Genomic DNA, 18,742 nt, shown 5'->3' on the forward strand with positions numbered 1-18,742 from the left:
CAATCACTTTTTTGTGATAAATACTTTGTTATTATATCACTATAACAAGTCGATGTCAATATTTTTTGTTTTACATCGTTTTTTTCGTGTTCATCAGCGACGTATATTAATATACCAAGCTATTTATTATTCGTCAATACTAAAATAAAATTTTTTAATGTTTTTTTACGGCACGGTAATGGCGATGGTAAATTTCAGGCCCTTTTGTCGGCACAGCAACTTCTTCTATCATATTTTTTTCAATTAAAAACTCAAGCAAAACCGTTAAATCGATGCTGTACGGCTTAAGGCAGGGATGGGAGAGCAGCTCGTCAATTGTCCAATCTTCTTTTTGTTCCATGATCTCCAGTAAATGCTGCGTGCCAAGCGGCGTTCTTGAATAAATGAGAAATTCACTCGCAAGAAAGAGTAGTTCCAGCCGCTTTTCCAGCGATTCTTCACTCGTTACAAGTTCTTCGTACAACTTGAAAATTTGCAAATCAATTTGCTTTACCTGGTTCCAGACGGTAATTTCCGGATGGAAGCCATTTTCAATTACCGCAAGCCGGGCCAAATGGTGCAAAGCGTGGATCATGTGGTTGTATGCATCCAAATACTGGCCCTGCTTGAAAAAGTCTTTTCCGGCCAAATATCTCCGTATCAGTTTCGAAAATTCCGCCCCGATTTTCACTTTGCGCTCTTGGAAAGGGAAATCGCGCACTTCGTTTTTTAACTGCGCCATATATTCATTGCGGTCAAATAAAATTTGGCCTTCTGCAATCCACTCGATCATCTTGCTGTTCGTACCGTACAGCAGCCACTCTTTCATTTGGTTTTCAGCAACAATATACAAAGCGGCTTTTTTACCCTCATAACGGTAATGCTTCACGTACAGAGGCTGTTCCTGTTCTTTCACAATGATGAAGAGAATGGCGTCAAACAGATTTGTTGCGGCTTCTTCATCCGGTTTTTTTTCAATATATAAGACAGATAGCGTATTTGGCTGGCTCGCCCTTTCCTGGTAAATCGGCCTCAAAATGTCTCTCATGCGTCATTCCTCCATCATTTTCTCCATACTCGCATATTTCAACAATTTGCGGGAAATCCCCTGCAAATTTTAGCAACAAATTTCAGTATATTGCATTCCTTCCATTTTCGCTAGTTATGTTATATTTAAAATGAGGGGGTGGAGTTGACGAAATATTCGAGCAAAATCAATAAAATCCGGACATTTGCATTAAGCTTGATTTTCATTGGATTTATTGTCATGTATATCGGGCTGTTTTTCCGTGCACACCCGATCGTTGTTTCCGTTTTTATGGTACTCGGGATCCTTTTTATTTTATTCAGCACAATGGTTTATTTTTGGATTGGCATGCTCTCGACAAAAGCAGTGCAGGTTGTTTGCCCGGGCTGCGGTAAGCCGACAAAAATGCTAGGACGGGTGGATATATGCATGCACTGCAACGAGCCGCTGACATTGGATTCGGAGCTTGAAGGAAAAGCGTTCAACAAAGCTTATAACCGTAAAAAGTTACAAAAAAAATGATTCCCGCCGCCGGTGCAGGCGGTTTTTTTATGCAAACGCCCCTGCAAATCTGCCCGTTTCCTCCAATGAGCCTCGTAAAATCACAGCAATAAAAAAGCCGCCCGCTTCCGGCAAATCAGCCGAAAGTGGACAGGCTCATTATCCTTCCGTTTTTTCCAGTTCGTCCGCAAGATTGGCACGGGAGAGGTTCGCGTTTAAAAATCCTTCTGTTTCCGGAAGTTGCAGATTCAAATGCGTTTTTTTGCTGATTTGGATCGTGCCATAGTCAAGCACATAATCAAATACATGCCCTCCGCCGGTGCGTCCGTCATCAATGAAATGGAAATGGAACCCGGCAACTGCAATTCCTTGCGCGTAAATCGGCGTCCAGAAGCCGGCGAGTGTCCCTTTAATATCCTCAAAGGAATAAACTGGCTGAGATTTTACGGCTTCCGTCATCGGAACAGGTTTTTCCTGGTACGAAACGGTTCTTGTATTCATTTGTTTAAACACGCCATCCACGCGGATTGCGTAAAATAAATTTTCGCTGCGAACAAGATCTTTGATCAATTCTTCCAATTCCGGGCGGGTAAGCGGCCCGTCTACTTTATAAGTAATGTCTGTTGTAAAATGCGTCAACGAGCAGAACGGCGAGCTGTCTTCAGGCCGGACGCGGCGCGCTGTACCGTCCTTGAGCTGATAAAACTCGTTGTCAAACGCGATTAATTCCCCGTCCAAATGATTGAATGTGCCAATGCCGAAATTCCCGAATTTTTTCAGTTCGGCAAACGTCATATCGCTTTCGTAAACCCCGTCAAGTAGGGAAGTCATCGTCGACAATTGGTAAACTTCATCCATCGGACGTGTTAAAGTTTGTTCCACGCTCGAATTTTTCGCAGCTGTGTTCATGTAAAACCCCTTCTTTCCTAAAAGTTTGGCATGCAAAAAGCAGGTACGACGGCGGTTCAAACCTTAAACCAATTGGTTTGGCAGCAGTTTTTTCGCCAGTTCGAGGTTGTCGCTGTAATCAACAGGAACATCGATCACAACAGGGCCTTCGGAATTTAGCCCTTCCTGCAGAACGGAAACAAGCTCGTCAGGAGAGTTCACCCGCAAACCTTTTGCACCATAACTTTCAGCGTGCTTCACAATATCGACAGGGCCGAAATCCGCTCCCGATGTGCGGCCATATTTCATTTGTTGCTGGAATGCAACCATGTCGTATGCTCCGTCGCTCCAAACAATGTGCACAATCGGGGATTTTAAACGCACGGCCGTTTCAAGTTCCATCGCCGAGAATAAGAAACCACCGTCCCCGGAAATAGAGACCACTTTTTCATTCGGGTTGACAAGCGTTGCCGCGATCGCCCAAGGAAGCGCAACCCCCAACGTCTGCATGCCGTTTGAGAACAGCAGGCGGTTTGGCTCGTAAACGCGGAAATGGCGTGCCATCCAAATATAATGAGAACCAACATCACACGTTACCGTAACATTGTCGTCAATCAATGAACGTAAATCCCGGATCAACTGGAGCGGATGGACGAGATTGGAATCCGCATTATCGGATGGTTCATCGCGCAAATTCAGCTGGTTGCGGAGATGTTCGAGCAATTCCATCGATTTTCCGCTCATATTCAAGTGTGTCAGCTGGTCCTTAATGCTGTCGACACTTGCGGCAATATCGCCAACCAGTTCTATTTCCGGCTGGTAATCGTGATCAATATCGGCCTGTATTTCGTCCAAATGGATAATCTTTCTTTCACCATGGCCGTTCCAAAACTTCGGATCGTATTCCACAGAATCATAACCGATTGTCAAAACGACGTCGGCATGTTCAAGCAAAATGTCGCCAGGCTGGTTGCGGAACAGGCCGATCCGTCCGAAGAAATGTTCTTCCAAATCCCTTGAAATTAAACCGGCCGCCTGGAACGTTTCAACAACCGGCAATGCGATTTTCTTCAGCAAAGAACGCACCGCTTTTACGACTTTCGGGCGGCTTGCCCGCATCCCGACCAAAATGACCGGCAGTTTCGCGTTTTGGATCGCCTCAACGGCTTTTTTCACCGCTTCTTCATCTGCTTTGCCGAGTTTTGGGCTTTTCAGCGGGCCCAAAGCTTTAACCGACGCCGGCTCTGAGAGCACGTCCTGCGGGAAGCTGATGAAAGCGGCTCCGGCCTGTGCGGATGCAGCGGAACGGAATGCGTTTGTCATCACTTCCGGCACCGTGTCCGGGTGAACGACTTCTGCCGCATATTTCGTAATCGGCTGGAACAGTGCAACATTATCCATCGACTGGTGCGTTTTCTTCAGCCTGTCCGCCCGCGGCACCGCACCGGCAATGGCAACGACCGGATCGCATTCTGTATTCGCAGTCACAATCCCGGTCGCAAGATTCGAAGCCCCCGGACCGCTTGTCACAAGGCAGACGCCCGGTTTTCCCGTTAAGCGGCCAACTGCGGCAGCCATAAAGGCCGCATTTTGTTCATGGCGGCAAACAATCAATTCAGGGCCGCGTTCCTGCAGCACATCATACACTGCATCAATTTTTGCACCCGGAATTCCGAAAACATACGGCACTTCCTGTTTAATCAGGCAGTCGACAACAAGGTCAGCAGCTGTTTTTTTCTTTGTATCAATCGATTGCGTTTTATCCACGAATGCTCACACTCCCAAAAGTTGTTCCTTATAAGGGCAGCCGTATTTTGAACATTCGCCCGCTTCTTATAGGGGAAAACGTTCATTTATAGGCTGGGCGATCTTTTTTCTATCTATACTTTACACTACTTTTGGAAATGTTTAAAATATATTATTGCCATATGAATAATACACAAAAAATATTAATCATCTGTCGATAAGGAGGAAGATTGCCGATGGAATTGCGCCATCTCCATTATTTTTTGACCGTCGCGGAAGAACTCCATTTTGGAAAAGCGGCTGAGCGGCTGCAAATGACCCAGCCGCCGCTTTCCCAGCAGATCCGTCAGCTGGAAGAAGAAATCGGGGTCGATCTTTTTATCCGCAGCAAACGGCATGTTGAATTGACGATTCCGGGAAAAGTGTTTTTAAGGGAAGTAAAACAGGTGCTTGAACAGCTGGACCAGGCTGTTGAAAATACACGGCGTGCCGGCAGGGGAGAATTCGGGAACGTCGTTGTCGGCTTTGTCGGCTCTGCAACTTACGATATTTTGCCGGCAGTGGTCCGAGAATTCCGCTTAAAATATCCAAAAACAGCCGTTTCCTTGCACGAACTGTCGACGCCGGACCAAATTAAAGCGTTGCACCGGAAGGAAATCGACGTCGGCCTGCTCCATCCGCCGATCCATGATCTGCTGATCGAAACGAAAGTGATCCAAAATGGGACAGCTGCATTGTCAATGCCGAAAAACCATCCGCTCGCACAAAAAGAAACGATCCGAATCGAGGATTTAGCGGATGTCCCGTTTGTTGTCGTGTCCCGCGACATATGGCCGGGGTTATATGATGAATTTCTTTCCTTGTTCCAAGATGCCGATTTCAGCCCGAAAATTGTCCAGGAAGCGACAGAATACCAAATGGTTGTAGGGCTTGTTACGGCGGGTATCGGGATCGGGGTACTGCCAAGGACAGCAGAAAAATTATTTAATTTGGATATTGTGTACAGGGAAATTGACGGGCATCCTTTAAATGCGGTGCTTTCGATTGCTTACAGAAAAGATGACCAAAACCCGGCCCTTGCCAATTTTTTAAAAATATCGGACCGGGTCACAGCGGGATTTTAGTAATATGGGGAACTCCCGGAAAATTGAAACCCTATCAATACTTTTCCAAAATACGGTTAAGAAAATGTCCGGCGGCTTTTCCGTTCCGGCAAATCACAAGGCAAGTATCATTGCCGCAGACCGTACCGATTTTATCCCTGTCGTCCAATTGGTCCAAAAGAACGCCGAGCACATGGGCACAACCGGGGTCTGTTTTCAGGACGATTAAATTGTCAGCCGTAACCATGGTTTTCAGCCACATGTGCATGCAATGGGCGAGGCGGCATTGAGTATCCGTTTTGCTTGGTGAGAGTGCATACCGGTATGTATTGCCATCAATGATTTTGGAGACATGCAATTCTTGAAGATCCCTTGATATGGTTGCCTGCGTCGCATGAATCCCCTCTTGCTCAAGTTTTTGGACCAGCTCATTTTGGCTGTGAATGGGCTGCGACTGGATCAATTCACATATTTTCGGCTGCCTTTGCATTTTATCCATATTTGAATCCCCGCTTTAAATGATTTTATCATTTATCCATTTTGAAAACTTCCAGTTTGTGGAATGTGATGGTCTGCCTTTCAAAAGAGATGGTATGGTCCCGCTTAAATTCGTTTAAAACATGGCTGGCTGTTTCTCTGGAGGTTCCCGCAAGCTTTGCGATGTCAACCACCGTAATGGGGCAGAGGATTTTGATTTCCTTTCCCGCACGGATGCCTAAATCTTCAAGCAAAATGGAGAGTACATGGCGGACACGTTCGGAAGCATTGCTGTTTGTGATAAGCTGCAGCCTCGATTCGTGCAAAACTAAAATATCGGAAAGATGTTCAACTATATGTAGCAGCAAAGTGTTATTCGATTTGGCAATCTCTTCGAACAGGACCGCCGGAATATAAAACAGTTCGATATCGGTCACTGCATATGCAGAATAGTGGTATTCTTTATCTTTGAACAGGCCGCCGTAAGGAAAAAGCTCATACGGTTTGATATAATCCCCGTAAAAGGAGGAGGCGTTCTCGTCCATCCTGTCAATTTTGATATAACCGTCCACCAGCAAGTAAATTCTTTCGCGCGGGTCACCTTCCATAAACAGCTGCTGTCCTTTCCGGTAAGTCCGGTGGTATAAATTCATTTCAAGTTCTATAAAAATCTTTTCAGGAACATCTTTAAACACATCAAATCTTTTCAATATGCTTCTAATTTCATGTGATTTGTCCACTTTCACAAAAATCACCCAATACGTTTATATTATTTTAATGTAGTACCAGCCTTTGGAAAGCGTTTCCTTTTTCTGAAAAAACAGAGAAAAGGAGGCAACGCACACATTCCTCCTTTTTCATCATATCGTTATACAGGGACTTGTTCAACCATGATTTGCGTCCCTATTTTTCCTTCGAGGGCATCAAACGCATGATCCAATGAAGTAATAATCGCTTTCCTTGAAGGATTGGATTCCACAAACAGGATCGCCGCTTCCACTTTTGGCTTCATGCTTCCCGGCTGAAATTCACCATTTTCAAGATATTTTTTTAGTTCCTCAATGGAAATATCGGTTAAAATCTTTTCATCCGGCCGCATGTAATGGATGCATACATGGCCGACAGCCGTTAAAATAAGCAGGATGTCGGCATTGACCAGTTCGGCAAGCTTTTGGGCTGCAAAATCTTTATCAATGACCGCTTCCACCCCGATATGGCTGTGGTTTTTACGTATCACCGGAATGCCGCCCCCGCCGACCGCAATGACGACATTCCCGCCTTCCATCAGCTGGTTAATCATTTTGTGTTCCAGAATATTGACCGGCTGCGGCGAAGGGACAACCCGCCGCCAGCCCCTACCGGCATCTTCTATCATGGTGATATTTTGTTCTTTCATCATTTTCCTTGCTTCTTCTTCCGTATAAAACGGGCCGATCGGCTTGGAAGGATGTTGAAAAGCAGGATCATCCGGCGAAACTTCAACACGCGTTACGACCGTTGCTACATTTTTTTTGATGCCAGCTTCTTCCATCGCATCTTCAAGGGCGTTTTCCATCCAATAGCCGATCATTCCCTGGCTCATGGCACCGCATGTATCAAGCGGCATGGCCGGTGTTTTTTCGGAATTGGAAGCCTGCTGCTGGAGCACGATATTCCCGACTTGTGGGCCGTTTCCGTGCGTGATGATCATATCATATCCGGCTTTCATAATTTTTAACAGTTGCCTTGCTGTTTCCTTCAATGCCTGCTGCTGGGCTTCGGCTGTTGCATCCTTGGCTTGGATAGCATTGCCGCCGAGCGCAATGACGACTTTTTTCTTTTTCATCTCTCAATCTCTCTCCTTAAAAATCGCTCTGTAATCCCAGAGTGCTGATCATCGCGCAATCCGACTGTTTTTTTCGTATGGGGAGGCCGCCGCGAATTGCGCGATTTTTTAGGAATAATACTTAAATCTTAATCGAACCTGTGATGAGCGAAACGAGCGCCCATAAAGCCAGAAAGACAATCAAACATGCTTCAAGCAATTCGGCCCTGTTGAAAAATTTCCTAATATGATGCTCTTTTTGCACCCCGACGAAAATGAGGATGCCCGGGGCGTATAAAATCATTGTCAGAAGCAGATAGTCCAGCCCTGCCGCATATACAAGCCATACGGCATAAACGGTGGCTATGATACCAAGCACGATGTCTTTTGCACGTTTCTCGCCGGCTTCATAATATTGTCCTGTCGTTGCCAGTTTTAACTGGTAAAGCGCCGAAAACAAATACGGGATTAAAATGGCCGAGGAAGCCATCGAATAAGCAAATTGGTATGCTCTGTCCGTGAACAGCAGCGTGATCAAAAACAGCTGGATTAAACCATTTGTCAGCCACAGCGAATTTACCGGGGCATGATTTTTATTTTCTTTTGCAAACCATGCCGGGAAAACATCGTCTTTACCGGCAACAAAAGGAATTTCGGCGGCGAGGATCGTCCAGCCGAGCCAGGCGCCTAATACCGAAATAATCAGGCCGAGGTTGATGATTACGGCACCCCACTTGCCGACAACATGTTCAAGCAGATAAGCCATCGACGGATTTGGCAGGCCGACCAGTTCCCCTTGAGCCATAACACCAAGAGAGAGCAGCGAAATCAAGATATAAATGACCAATGTGCCGATCAGCCCAATAACCGTTGCTTTCCCAATATCTTTCCGGTTTTGGGCACGCCCGGAAAGGACGACCGCGCCTTCCACACCGATGAATACCCAAAGCGTTACAAGCATTGTGCTTTTCACTTGAGCCGCCACATTTCCAAAGTGGAACGCTGTGCCATGCGGACCCCAGAAATCCGCCGTAAAGGTTTTGGCATGGAAAGCGAAGATCATTATGACAATGAACAGGAAAACCGGAACAAGTTTTGTAATCGTTGTGACAAGATTCACAAGTGCAGCGGAATGTACCCCTCTTAACACGAGTGCATGTACGATCCAAAGCATGATGGAGGCGCCAATAATCGAAGCAACGTTTTGCCCGCCGTCAAACCCCGGGATAAAATAGCCGATAGAACTGAACAACAAAGTGGCGTATGCAACGTTTCCAAGCCAAGCCGACAACCAGTATCCGAAGGCGCTGTTAAAACCCATGAAACTTCCAAACCCTGCTTTGGCATAGCTATAGATGCCGCCGTCTAAATCCGGGCGGCGCATTGACAAGTTTTGAAAACAGAGGCCGAGGGCTATGATACCTATCCCGGTAATGACCCATCCGATGATGATTGCGCCGGCATGCGCCCCGTTCGATATATCGCTTGCCAGATTAAATGCCCCGCCGCCGATCATCGAACCAATGACAATGGCAATAAGCGACAACAAACTGAGCTTTTTTTGGTCTCCCATTTTTCTCACCTCAAGTGTTTAATTTGAAGATCAACCGGCTTTCTTAATCCCTCCGATTGGTGGCAACCATGACGGCTTTAATCGTATGCATTCTGTTTTCGGCTTCGTCAAATACGTACGAATGGCTGCTGCGGAACACTTCATCCGTCACTTCCATTTCTTTCAGACCGAATTTTTCGTAGATGCCCTGTCCAATCTCCGTTTCCAGGTCATGGAAAGAAGGCAGGCAGTGCAGGAACATGACATCTTGATTGCCTGTTTTCCGGATCATTTCCATATTGACCTGATACGGTTTTAAGAGTCTGATCCTTTCTTCAAACTGCGATTCTTCGCCCATTGATACCCAAACATCCGTATAAATAACATCCGCGCCGTCAACTGCTTCTTCGATGTTATCCGTAATCAGCACCCTGCCGTGCGAAGCTTTGGCAAATGCTTCAGCTTCCTTCACAAGCGATACCGCCGGAAATAACGATTTCGGCGCACAAATTCTGACATCCATGCCGACTTTGGCACAGCTGACGAGCAGGCTATTCGCCATATTGTTGCGGCCGTCGCCGGCATACACAAACTTAACGCCTTTTAAGTGGCCGATCTGTTCTTTGATCGTTAAGAAATCCGCCAGCACCTGGGTCGGGTGGAATAAATCGGTCAGCCCGTTCCATACCGGCACGCCGGAATATTTTGCAAGCAGCTCAACCGTTTCATGGGAAAATCCCCTGAACTCAATGCCGTCAAACATCCTGCCTAGCACTTTTGCTGTATCTTCAGTAGATTCTTTTTTGCCAAACTGAATATCGTTTTTGCCCAAATATTCCGGGTGCGCCCCTAAATCAACAGCCGCAACTGTAAACGCGCATCTTGTCCGTGTGGAAGGCTTTTCAAACAATAGCGCGATATTTTGCCCTTCCAAATAACGATGTGGAATGCCCGCTTTTTTCTTCGCTTTTAAATCCGCCGCGAGATCAAGCAAATAAAGGATTTCTTCTTCCGTGTAATCGGATAAGGTTAGCAGGTTTCTTCCTTTCAGATTGACTTTGTTTTCAGCATAAACAGCCATATCTTTCTCCTCCTTTAAATATCTTCGCGCAAAATCGGCATGCTCATACAGCGCGGGCCCCCACGTCCCCGCGACAATTCCGAACTTGGAATTTCAATGACTTCGATGCCGTGATTTCTAAGCATTTCGTTGGAAACATAGTTGCGGTCGTACGTTACCACCACCCCGGGGGCAATCGAAAGTGTATTTGATCCGTCGTTCCACTGTTCGCGGGCCGATGCAATAATATCACCGCCGCCGCAAGGAATGAAATCAATTTCCGGCAAATGGAGCACTTCTTTTAAAACAGCCGGCAAGTTGTTCCTTTCCCGGATATTGACCTGATCCGGATCCTCCGATTTTTCCAAAATGTATATCCGCATATTTCCGTCAGGTCCCTGGATAGCAGGATGAATCGTAAATTTGTCAAAGTCGACCATTGTAAACACTGTATCAAGATGCATAAATGCCCTCGATTTCGGGATTTCAACCGCGACGACCCTTTGGATTTCTCCCTGTCTTTGAAATAGCTGGACCGCCAAATTTTCAATTGCTTTCGCGGAAGTCCTGGAACTGACCCCGATCGCAATCGTGTCTTTGCTTAAAATGAGCTCGTCCCCGCCTTCGATCGGGAAGCGTTCACCCCTGCCGAGCCATACCGGGATGTCAAATTTTGCAAAACGCGGATGGTATTTGATGATATACTGCATAAATAGCGATTCGCGCCGTCTTGCTTCCTCTCGCATACGATTGATCGTCAGGCCTTCACCGATCACAGCTGCAGGATCGCGGGTAAAATATAGGTTCGGCATCGGATCGAGATAGAACGGGTAGTGGCCTGCCATTAGTTCATACAGATGCGTTTTCTTTTCCTCCGCAATTTCTGTCTTCAACACCCCGGCCATCACCTTGTGCACTATTTCTTCAACCGGAAATGACAGCAGGTAATCCTTCAGAATGTTATAGGTGCCGTTCGGATTGGCTCCGCTTTCTGACAGTATCTGATCGATAAACTGCCGGCGCACTTTTTCATCTTCAAGTGTTTCAGCCGCGAGCTTATCGAGATAAAGGACTTCAATACCGCGGTTTTTCAAGATACCGGCAAAATAATCATGTTCTTTTTGCACGGTCGGCAAATAAGGAATATCATCAAAAAGAAGCCGTTCCAAATATTCCGGGATTAAATTTTCAAGTTCTTTTCCGGGTCGGTGCAGTAATACGGTTTTTAATTCGCCGATTTCCGATGTGATATGCAGCGGGTACTTCATCTTCGTTTTCGATATTTCCAATGTCGTGTTGGATGACTGTCTCATTTTTGTACCTCCTCCTGGCATATTTCCTTTTTGATTTCCTTCATGAAGGTTGATCATCGGTACATCTTTATCATAGGGGATCTTCGGTTTGGGCATTGTGGAAATTACAGCAGGCTTTGTGTGGAATACATCACAGAATCGCTTTTATTTATGAAAACGTTTGCATGATTACTCGATGTTTGTTGTTTCATTAAGATTCCACACCAATTTTGGAATGTATATTGGTGAATAAATCCGTGGGAATTCTGAGAAAAAAATTTTTTGGATTTTTATCGCGGGCTGCACGTTTGAACTGCAGTACTTTCCGGGTTATGAACTGGACAAAATGTTTCAGACGCGAAAACTACGGAAAAAACGGTCGAGCCGGATCCTTAAAAGCAGATCCACAGCAATAAAAAAAGAACTGGAATGGACCAGTTCAACCGGTATGAGAGCATTATTCAACTTTTGACATAACTGTGCTTTTTGCTACATTCCGGGCATGTACCGTAAATTTCCATACGATGGTGGCTCACTTTAAAACCGGTCACCTGTGAGGCGAGCTGTTCCACTTCATCCAAGCCAGGATAGTGGAAATCCACAATTTTTCCGCAATCTTCGCAAATAATGTGGTAATGATTCGAAGTAACAAAATCGAAACGGCTTGAAGCATCGCCGTAAGTCAGCTCTTTTACTAATCCGATTTCCTTAAAAACACGCAAGTTATTGTAAACGGTGGCCACACTCATATTCGGGAATTTACCCTCAAGTGCCTTATAAATTTCATCGGCCGTTGGATGTGACATGGACTCAATCAAATATCCAGTATCGCATGACGTTGAGGGGTAATACGGACACCCGACTGCTTTAATGTTTCCAGTGCTTTGTTCAACTGCTGCTCTGACACCGTCATGCACCTCTTTTCTAACGATTATCATTCTTAATTTATAATCTTTATAAAAAGTTTACAAAAAAAAGTGCGGTTTTGTCAAATAAAATGAAGAAATTCATTTATTTCAGGTTTTCTTTTTTTATGCAGGATGATGTGAAAACGTTTCGTTTTTCTCAATTAATCCCCAAGCGGATGAAGCGGCTGGTCTTTTATCCCTAAGCAGTGGTTGATGAATCTTGCCGCCACAAACAGGAAATCGGACAGGCGGTTTAAAAACGGCAGTACTAGCGGATTCACGCCTTCCACCGAAACACTGCATCGTTCCGCTCTCCTGACAACCGTCCGCGCCGCGTGCATGGCTGCCGCCGCCGGATGGCCCCCAGGCAAAATGAACATTTTTAACAGTTCAAGCTGCGCGTCCCATTTGTCAATCACCGTCTCAAGCTCGTCAATATACTCCTGTTTTAATTTCCATTGCACTTCTTTCCCCGGGGGCGTGGAAAGTTCCGCCCCTGCATGGAATAACATCGTTTGGACGCGGCTGAAAATTTGTTCTACCTCTTCTTTTTCTGGAAAATGTTCCGAATGTAGAAACGCGAGCGCAAGCCCGATCATCGAATTCGCTTCATCGCATGTGCCATACGCTTCAACACGCGGATCATTTTTCGGCACCCTTGCCCCGTAAACGAGGGATGTCGTCCCTTTATCCCCCGATCGCGTATAAATCCTCATGTTAATACCCCTTTTCTAAATCAACGGTATTAATATAATCTCTTCCTTTGGTTAAATAAGTATGTAAATTGTGCCGGAAGATTTCCATCGCACGCGGCAAATAATGTTCCGAATGGCTGGAGATGTGCGGTGTGATCGTGATATTTTCTATTTTCCAAAACGGGTGTTCCGGCGGCAGCGGCTCCTCATCGAACACATCCAAATACGCATGCGCGATCTTTCCGGATTGCAGCGCATCGATCAGCACCTGTGGCTCCACTGCGTCCCCGCGCCCGATATTAATCCAAACCGCAGACGGCTTCATTGCCTCGAAATGCGTTTTCGTATAAAAATGGCGGGTTGTCTTCGTACTCGGCAACACGGAAACCACGTAATCCGCCTCATTTAAGGCGCTTACCATCGTATCCGGCGTATACATTTCATCCGCATTCTCCGTTTTTCTACCGTTCGTATTCACACCGATCACCTTCATGCCGAACGCCTTCGCAAGGCGGGCAATTTCGCTTCCGATTGCGCCCATACCGACAATCATGATACAGCGGCCGCTGATCTCGCTTAAAGGCGCATCGGGGACCCATTCATGTTTTTCCTGCCGGATACGGAACAGGTCAAAAGACTTTGCGTGACGGAGCAAACAGCCAAAAGTATATTCCGCCATCGGGATTTTATGGATGCCCCGCGCATTGGTAACAAACACGCCTTTTTTCCTTAGTGCGTCTAACGGCATTTTTTCAATTCCGGCCGAAAAAACCATCACCCATTTCAAACGGGGAAGCGGCATGACGATTTCTTCTGTCAGATCCTCGCCATACGTGGCGATCACTTCCGCATCCCCGAGCGCTTCTTGTGCCGTTTCAATTCCTCGGAAAGCAAGAAAATCTATTCCCGGAAAATTTGTATTTAAATCAGCCAACAAAGTTTTTCCAGGCTGAAAAGTGAAGACAATTTTCATTGTTTTTCTTCCCCATTTTTTAAATAGTATACTGCTTTTGTAATATTCTTGGCTAAGATATTTTAATGAGTGAGTCAAGTTTTTGCGGGAGGTCCCTCTCAACCTTCGATATTCGATTTTCGTCTTTTTTAATTTTAGCCATCTGTTTCGGCTCTTCAAGGGTAAAGGCTTCGCCCTCGCATGCTCGCCCTTGAAGCCCGCAACACGGATGGCTTAATTCAAACAGCTAAAACATACTTCCGAGTCATTCTATCGCACATTTTTGAAGAACTTGATGTCTGGTTTATGGAAAATCGGATTTTAAACGGTTTGAATATCGAGAAAGACAGTCTTATACACTGGAAACCCTTTTTGGTCCTTTGACTTTTAAACGAAGAAAATATAAGGACCGTCAGACAGGTCGCCGAGTGACCTTATTTTGATTTTCTACCAAAAATCATTTTATCAGAGGTGAGAGTTCCTTTCTTTGTTCTTTCTTTTGTTAGAATATTCCTAAACTTATCTACTCCTCGTAAACATTTTACTCATACATGATAAAATCCCCATGCGGTGTTTTCTTCATCTCCTGCGGTTTTAGTATTGTATTTGTAAGTAGTAACGTAATAGTAAGTACGGCCATTATGTGTGAAATGAACTGGATTAGTATATCCGGAAGATGAAGCTACTAAGCTTACAATTGGTGAAGGTTAAAGTGGTGACCTGATTAGTTTCTTTGTTCAGAACTGTTCTAGCGAGCGGTGTCAGTTTGAGTTATTTTAAATGTGCTATCTTCATAGAGGATATCGCTAGAAGCAGATTGTGAATTTGATTGAACTTGAGTGTCATCTGAAGTTTCAGCATGGGCTATTGCATTCGGTAGAGCAGGTGCTATTAAGCCAAAACTAAAGCAATAGATAAAGCTTTTGGAAGGAATTTTCCCTTTTTCATTATTATCACTACCCCTGTTTTCTAAGTTTTTCCCGCGAAATAAAAATTCGGCAATTTCATCGTAATCTTTTTCAGGCGCTCAAATTCGTCTTTGTCACTGAAATGAAGCTTGTTTTGGTACGTTTTAAGCAGTTCGTTTCTCCGGTCTAAATCACGTTTTAAGATGCGGATTTGCGCTTACTTTTCCCTCTTTAAATCCCGGTGTATAGGCTTGAAAAGGATTCATACGTTTCAAGCCGTTTTCCTCTATGAGAATACGGATTTCGGTGTTGTGCATGCTTTCGTACAAGTCGTTGATGGCGTTGAATTCGGCCTGCATATCGAGCAATTGGGTTTGTTGCTGCCGCAACTGCGCTTCCTGTTTTTCCGTTTCCTGTAGGTCAGCCCGGATATTTTCAACCGTAGGTTCAGCGCCAATGAGGTTCTGCGCAGTCTTTAGGGAAACCCATTCTTCTCAGGTGTTGAAAGGCTGTTTAACCGATGCTGCTGAACAATCCGGTGCTGTAAGGCTTCCTTCTCTTCCCGATACTTTTGAAGGTCAATGACAACGGCATTATAGGCCTTCAGTTCGGCATTAATGGTGCCCCGTGAACTTCCCTTGCCTTTCGATTCCATTTCATGGGCAACATGTCCAAGATGGACGGTCGGCAGGATCTCAAGCCCCCTGTCTTTATGGGAAAGGTGGGTAATCCGGTCTTTTGTGCCGGCTTTTTCAAGCGCCCGGTTGGCATGTTCGGACCATTGCTCACGCCACTGTTCAAGCAATTCTTTTTTATCCCAGTCCCGGTTTTTCCCCTCAAAACCTTTTTCGGAGATCTCCCTTGTCGTCAACAATACATGAGCATGAGGATCGTTTTCATCATCCCGGTGAATGGCAATATTCGCAATCATCCCCCGGTCAACGAATTGTTCCTGGACAAAGTTTGTCAGGAGTTTACGCTGTTAGCCATGATTCAGTTCTTTTGGCAAAGCCACGTTGAATTCCCTTGCCAACCGGGAGTTTTTGCGGTTTTCCGATTCTTCGACTTTATTCCAAAGCTACTGGCGGTCATAGACCCATTTTGGAGCGTTGGAAGGGGCTAAAATCATGGTTTCCGGTTTGACGTTTCGTTTGTAGAATTTCGTTTCTCCTATCTGCTCATCTTTCAGACGTTCCCCTGAACGGTAGGCCGCAGAAGCAACAACGGACTACCTTTTCCTCGTGAAATCACCTGAACCGAAAAATGACATGAATCCGCAAAAAATGCCATAAAAAAGAAACCGGACCAGCCGGTTCCCATTTATATAATTATTTCTGAGGAGGTATTATTAAAATATGTTTTCGGACCGTTTTGGCATGGACAAAAGCCACTGGCCCACAAAAATAGGCAGTTATGCGAGATTTTCTTTTATATAAGCCAGCGCTTCTTCAGCATGGCCGTTTACCCTCACTTTCCTCCATTCTTTTACAATCTCCCCGTTTTTGTCTATGATAAAAGTGGATCGTTCAATGCCCATATATTCTTTCCCGAACGTCTTTTTCTTCTTCCAGACGCCGTACTTCTCCGCCACTTTATGGTCTTCGTCCGAAAGCAGATAAAACGGGAGCCCGTGCTTTTCCGTAAATTTTTGGTGTCTCTCAACAGGATCCGGACTGATCCCGATAATCACCGCATCCAGATCGGAAAAATCTTTATAATGGTCGCGGAAATCGCACGCTTCTGTTGTACAACCTGGCGTCATATCTTTCGGGTAAAAATAGAGCACAACATGTTTTTTACCGTGGAAATCCGATAACGTAATTAGTTTCCCGTTTGTTTCAGGCAGTGTAAAATCCGGTGCCATTTACCCATCATCCTTTTTCTAACTTTTTCTTTTAGCCTACCTGCTTTTGGGGGAAATTGCAAATGATTACTTTTTCTCCGAATCGAGAACCGATTTTACGACAAAAGCTGCGGGAATTGTATAGCCGATGAGCGCTTCAATCACGATAAGGATGCGGGCTGCTCCGATCGGAACAATATCCCCGTAGCCGACGGAAAACAACGTAACCGCGCTCAAATACATATAATCCATTAAAGTGCGGAAATCATGTCCTTCCAATTGCCTGCCGTGATTCAGTGCAATGCGGAAGCCCATTATATCAAGAATCAAATACAACAAGCCAAAGCCGATCACAATATTGCTGTATGTGAACGCTAGAAAAAGAAAGTTGTCGAAAGAAAGCTGTTTGGTGCGCCAGGACGACGGATAAAACAAGGTGCGCAAACTCATTGCGATGCAAAGGACAACCAGTACGCCGAGAAAATAGAACATGCCTGATACCCCAGCTTTTCATCGTTTATCCCTACATTGTACGCCCTTCCCTTCCCCAATATGACATCCCCCTCTGGACGGTAAGAAATTGGAAGGCTACAATGGATATGGTGCAAATTGGCAATGCCAATGAGGAGGGAATCTAAATGGATTTTACAAATTCCGAAAAACTATATAAAGAAGCACTGCAGCATATCGTAGGAGGCGTCAACAGCCCGTCCCGCTCGTACAAAGCGGTAGGCGGCGGCGCACCGGTCGCGATGGAAAGAGGTAAAGGCGCTTATTTTTGGGATGTGGACGGCAACCGCTATATCGATTATTTGGCGGCATACGGCCCGATCATTACCGGTTTTGCCCATCCGCATATCAGCGCTGCGATCAAAAAAGCTGCCGATAACGGCGTTTTATTCGGCACACCAACCCCGTATGAAGTAAAATTTGCAAAAATGCTAAAAGAGGCAATCCCGTCATTGGACAAAGTCCGTTTTGTTAACTCTGGAACGGAAGCAGTGATGACCACGATCCGCGTGGCGCGCGCATATACCGGACGCGATAAAATTATTAAGTTTGAAGGGTGCTACCACGGGCATTCTGATTTGGTGCTCGTTGCCGCCGGTTCAGGCCCTTCGCAGCTCGGTATGCCGGATTCGGCGGGGGTCACTCGGGCGATCGCAAACGAAGTGATTACCGTGCCGTACAATGATGTTGAACCGTTTAAGCAGGCGCTTGAAAAATGGGGCGATGAAGTGGCAGCCGTACTTGTCGAACCGATTGTCGGCAATTTTGGGATTGTCCCGCCGAAGCCTGGATTTTTGGAAGCGATCAACGAACTGGCGCACAAGGCCGGCGCGCTCGTTATTTATGATGAAGTCATTACGGCTTTCCGGTTCATGTACGGCGGCGCGCAAAACCTGCTGGGCGTGACGCCGGATTTAACGGCGATGGGCAAAATCATTGGCGGTGGACTCCCGATTGGCGCATACGGAGGACGAAAAGACATCATGGAAGAAGTTGCACCACTCGGCCCGGCGTACCAGGCGGGAACAATGGCCGGAAACCCGGCTTCGATGCTGGCCGGAATTGCCTGCCTTGAAGTGCTGCAAGAGGAAGGCGTATATGAAAAATTGGACCGCCTCGGCGCAATGCTTGAAAAAGGCATAATGGAAGCGGCCAAAAAGCACGGTGTTACGATTACGATTAACCGCTTGGTCGGCGCGTTCACCGTTTACTTTACGGATGAAAAAGTTGAGAACTACAAACAAGCTGAAGCATCGGACGGCGAGATGTTCGCGAAATTCTTTAAATTGATGCTTAACCGGGGCATCAATCTTGCTCCTTCGAAATACGAAGCATGGTTCCTGACGACCGAACATACAGAAGAAGATGCCCAGGAAACAATTAAAGCCGTAGACTACGCTTTTTCGCAGCTGGGCAAATAATTTATAAAAAACCTTGGCAACCAATATGCCAAGGTTTTTTATATGGGTTAGAAATGGAGTTACACAACAGCCTTCC

At 45.8% G+C, this 18,742-nt stretch carries 18 protein-coding genes and 2 pseudogenes; 4 read left to right on the forward strand and 16 right to left on the reverse strand.

The features are described 5' to 3' along the window. Positions 1-154: 154 nt before the first annotated feature. Positions 155-1,027 carry a nucleotidyltransferase-like protein gene (locus tag GBH70_RS02695; RefSeq protein ID WP_151679585.1) on the reverse strand — a complete coding sequence of 291 codons (873 nt, stop codon included), beginning with the start codon at positions 1,025-1,027 and terminating at the stop codon, positions 155-157. A 144-nt stretch (positions 1,028-1,171) separates the two neighbouring features. Between GBH70_RS02695 and GBH70_RS02700 the strand changes: the two genes are divergently transcribed. Then, on the forward strand, positions 1,172-1,528 hold the full coding sequence (locus GBH70_RS02700) for a YgzB family protein (RefSeq protein ID WP_151679586.1): 357 nt from the start codon (positions 1,172-1,174) through the stop codon (positions 1,526-1,528). Between the two features lie 138 nt (positions 1,529-1,666). On the opposite strand, the gene budA is transcribed toward GBH70_RS02700, so the two are convergent. Continuing rightward, positions 1,667-2,416, reverse strand: coding sequence for an acetolactate decarboxylase (budA, locus tag GBH70_RS02705; RefSeq protein WP_151679587.1), 750 nt, complete (start codon positions 2,414-2,416; stop codon positions 1,667-1,669). Positions 2,417-2,479: 63 nt separating this feature from the next. After that, the gene (gene alsS, locus GBH70_RS02710; RefSeq protein WP_151679588.1) at positions 2,480-4,162 is read right to left on the reverse strand and encodes an acetolactate synthase AlsS; all 1,683 of its coding nucleotides are present in this window, start codon (positions 4,160-4,162) and stop codon (positions 2,480-2,482) included. Between the two features lie 215 nt (positions 4,163-4,377). On the opposite strand from alsS, the gene alsR reads away from it, so the two are divergent. Next, positions 4,378-5,265, forward strand: a complete 888-nt coding sequence (gene alsR, locus GBH70_RS02715; RefSeq protein ID WP_151679589.1) for an acetoin biosynthesis transcriptional regulator AlsR — start codon at positions 4,378-4,380, stop codon at positions 5,263-5,265. A 34-nt stretch (positions 5,266-5,299) separates the two neighbouring features. Here alsR and GBH70_RS02720 read toward each other — a convergent pair whose 3' ends face one another. The 9 genes and pseudogenes from GBH70_RS02720 to GBH70_RS02760 form a co-directional block, all read right to left on the reverse strand. After that, the gene (locus tag GBH70_RS02720) at positions 5,300-5,743 is read right to left on the reverse strand and encodes an arginine repressor (protein ID WP_151679590.1); all 444 of its coding nucleotides are present in this window, start codon (positions 5,741-5,743) and stop codon (positions 5,300-5,302) included. A 28-nt stretch (positions 5,744-5,771) separates the two neighbouring features. Beyond that, positions 5,772-6,467 carry a Crp/Fnr family transcriptional regulator gene (locus GBH70_RS02725; RefSeq protein ID WP_253693382.1) on the reverse strand — a complete coding sequence of 232 codons (696 nt, stop codon included), beginning with the start codon at positions 6,465-6,467 and terminating at the stop codon, positions 5,772-5,774. A 122-nt stretch (positions 6,468-6,589) separates the two neighbouring features. Then, entirely contained in the window at positions 6,590-7,546 is a 957-nt protein-coding gene (gene arcC, locus GBH70_RS02730) for a carbamate kinase (RefSeq protein ID WP_151679591.1), read from the reverse strand. Between the two features lie 121 nt (positions 7,547-7,667). Then, positions 7,668-9,098 (reverse strand): arginine-ornithine antiporter, encoded by a 1,431-nt coding sequence (gene arcD / locus GBH70_RS02735; RefSeq protein WP_151679592.1) that lies wholly within the window; start codon positions 9,096-9,098, stop codon positions 7,668-7,670. Positions 9,099-9,141: 43 nt separating this feature from the next. Further along, positions 9,142-10,158 carry an ornithine carbamoyltransferase gene (gene argF / locus GBH70_RS02740; protein WP_151679593.1) on the reverse strand — a complete coding sequence of 339 codons (1,017 nt, stop codon included), beginning with the start codon at positions 10,156-10,158 and terminating at the stop codon, positions 9,142-9,144. Positions 10,159-10,172: 14 nt separating this feature from the next. After that, positions 10,173-11,405, reverse strand: coding sequence for an arginine deiminase (arcA, locus tag GBH70_RS02745; protein WP_151679670.1), 1,233 nt, complete (start codon positions 11,403-11,405; stop codon positions 10,173-10,175). Between the two features lie 485 nt (positions 11,406-11,890). Next, positions 11,891-12,342, reverse strand: a pseudogene (perR, locus tag GBH70_RS02750) (peroxide-responsive transcriptional repressor PerR). A 156-nt stretch (positions 12,343-12,498) separates the two neighbouring features. After that, positions 12,499-13,053, reverse strand: a complete 555-nt coding sequence (locus tag GBH70_RS02755; RefSeq protein WP_151679594.1) for a cob(I)yrinic acid a,c-diamide adenosyltransferase — start codon at positions 13,051-13,053, stop codon at positions 12,499-12,501. A 1-nt stretch (position 13,054) separates the two neighbouring features. Then, on the reverse strand, positions 13,055-14,005 hold the full coding sequence (locus GBH70_RS02760) for a D-2-hydroxyacid dehydrogenase (RefSeq protein ID WP_151679595.1): 951 nt from the start codon (positions 14,003-14,005) through the stop codon (positions 13,055-13,057). 278 nt (positions 14,006-14,283) lie between these two features. Between GBH70_RS02760 and GBH70_RS17760 the strand changes: the two genes are divergently transcribed. Continuing rightward, positions 14,284-14,427, forward strand: coding sequence for a UPF0236 family transposase-like protein (locus GBH70_RS17760; protein ID WP_151679671.1), 144 nt, complete (start codon positions 14,284-14,286; stop codon positions 14,425-14,427). A 656-nt stretch (positions 14,428-15,083) separates the two neighbouring features. Here the strand turns inward: GBH70_RS17760 and GBH70_RS02770 are convergent. The 4 genes and pseudogenes from GBH70_RS02770 to GBH70_RS02795 all read right to left on the reverse strand — a co-directional run bounded on the left by GBH70_RS02770 (position 15,084) and on the right by GBH70_RS02795 (position 17,227). After that, positions 15,084-15,281: a hypothetical protein gene (locus GBH70_RS02770; protein ID WP_151679596.1), complete on the reverse strand. Its 198-nt coding sequence runs from the start codon at positions 15,279-15,281 to the stop codon at positions 15,084-15,086. 86 nt (positions 15,282-15,367) lie between these two features. Continuing rightward, positions 15,368-16,108 (reverse strand): annotated as a pseudogene (gene mobQ / locus GBH70_RS02775) (MobQ family relaxase); the annotation flags it as partial. 195 nt (positions 16,109-16,303) lie between these two features. Then, the gene (gene bcp / locus GBH70_RS02790; protein ID WP_151679598.1) at positions 16,304-16,756 is read right to left on the reverse strand and encodes a thioredoxin-dependent thiol peroxidase; all 453 of its coding nucleotides are present in this window, start codon (positions 16,754-16,756) and stop codon (positions 16,304-16,306) included. Between the two features lie 66 nt (positions 16,757-16,822). Further along, a complete protein-coding gene (locus GBH70_RS02795) occupies positions 16,823-17,227 on the reverse strand; it encodes a potassium channel family protein (protein ID WP_151679599.1) in 405 nt (134 codons plus the stop codon). A gap of 146 nt (positions 17,228-17,373) precedes the next feature. Here GBH70_RS02795 and GBH70_RS02800 point away from each other — a divergent pair, with 146 nt between their 5' ends. Further along, positions 17,374-18,666 (forward strand): glutamate-1-semialdehyde 2,1-aminomutase, encoded by a 1,293-nt coding sequence (locus GBH70_RS02800; RefSeq protein WP_151679600.1) that lies wholly within the window; start codon positions 17,374-17,376, stop codon positions 18,664-18,666. The last annotated feature ends 76 nt before the right edge of the window (positions 18,667-18,742 follow it).

Source organism: Weizmannia acidilactici, assembly GCF_008974225.1.
Lineage (GTDB): Bacteria > Bacillota > Bacilli > Bacillales > Bacillaceae_C > Weizmannia > Weizmannia acidilactici.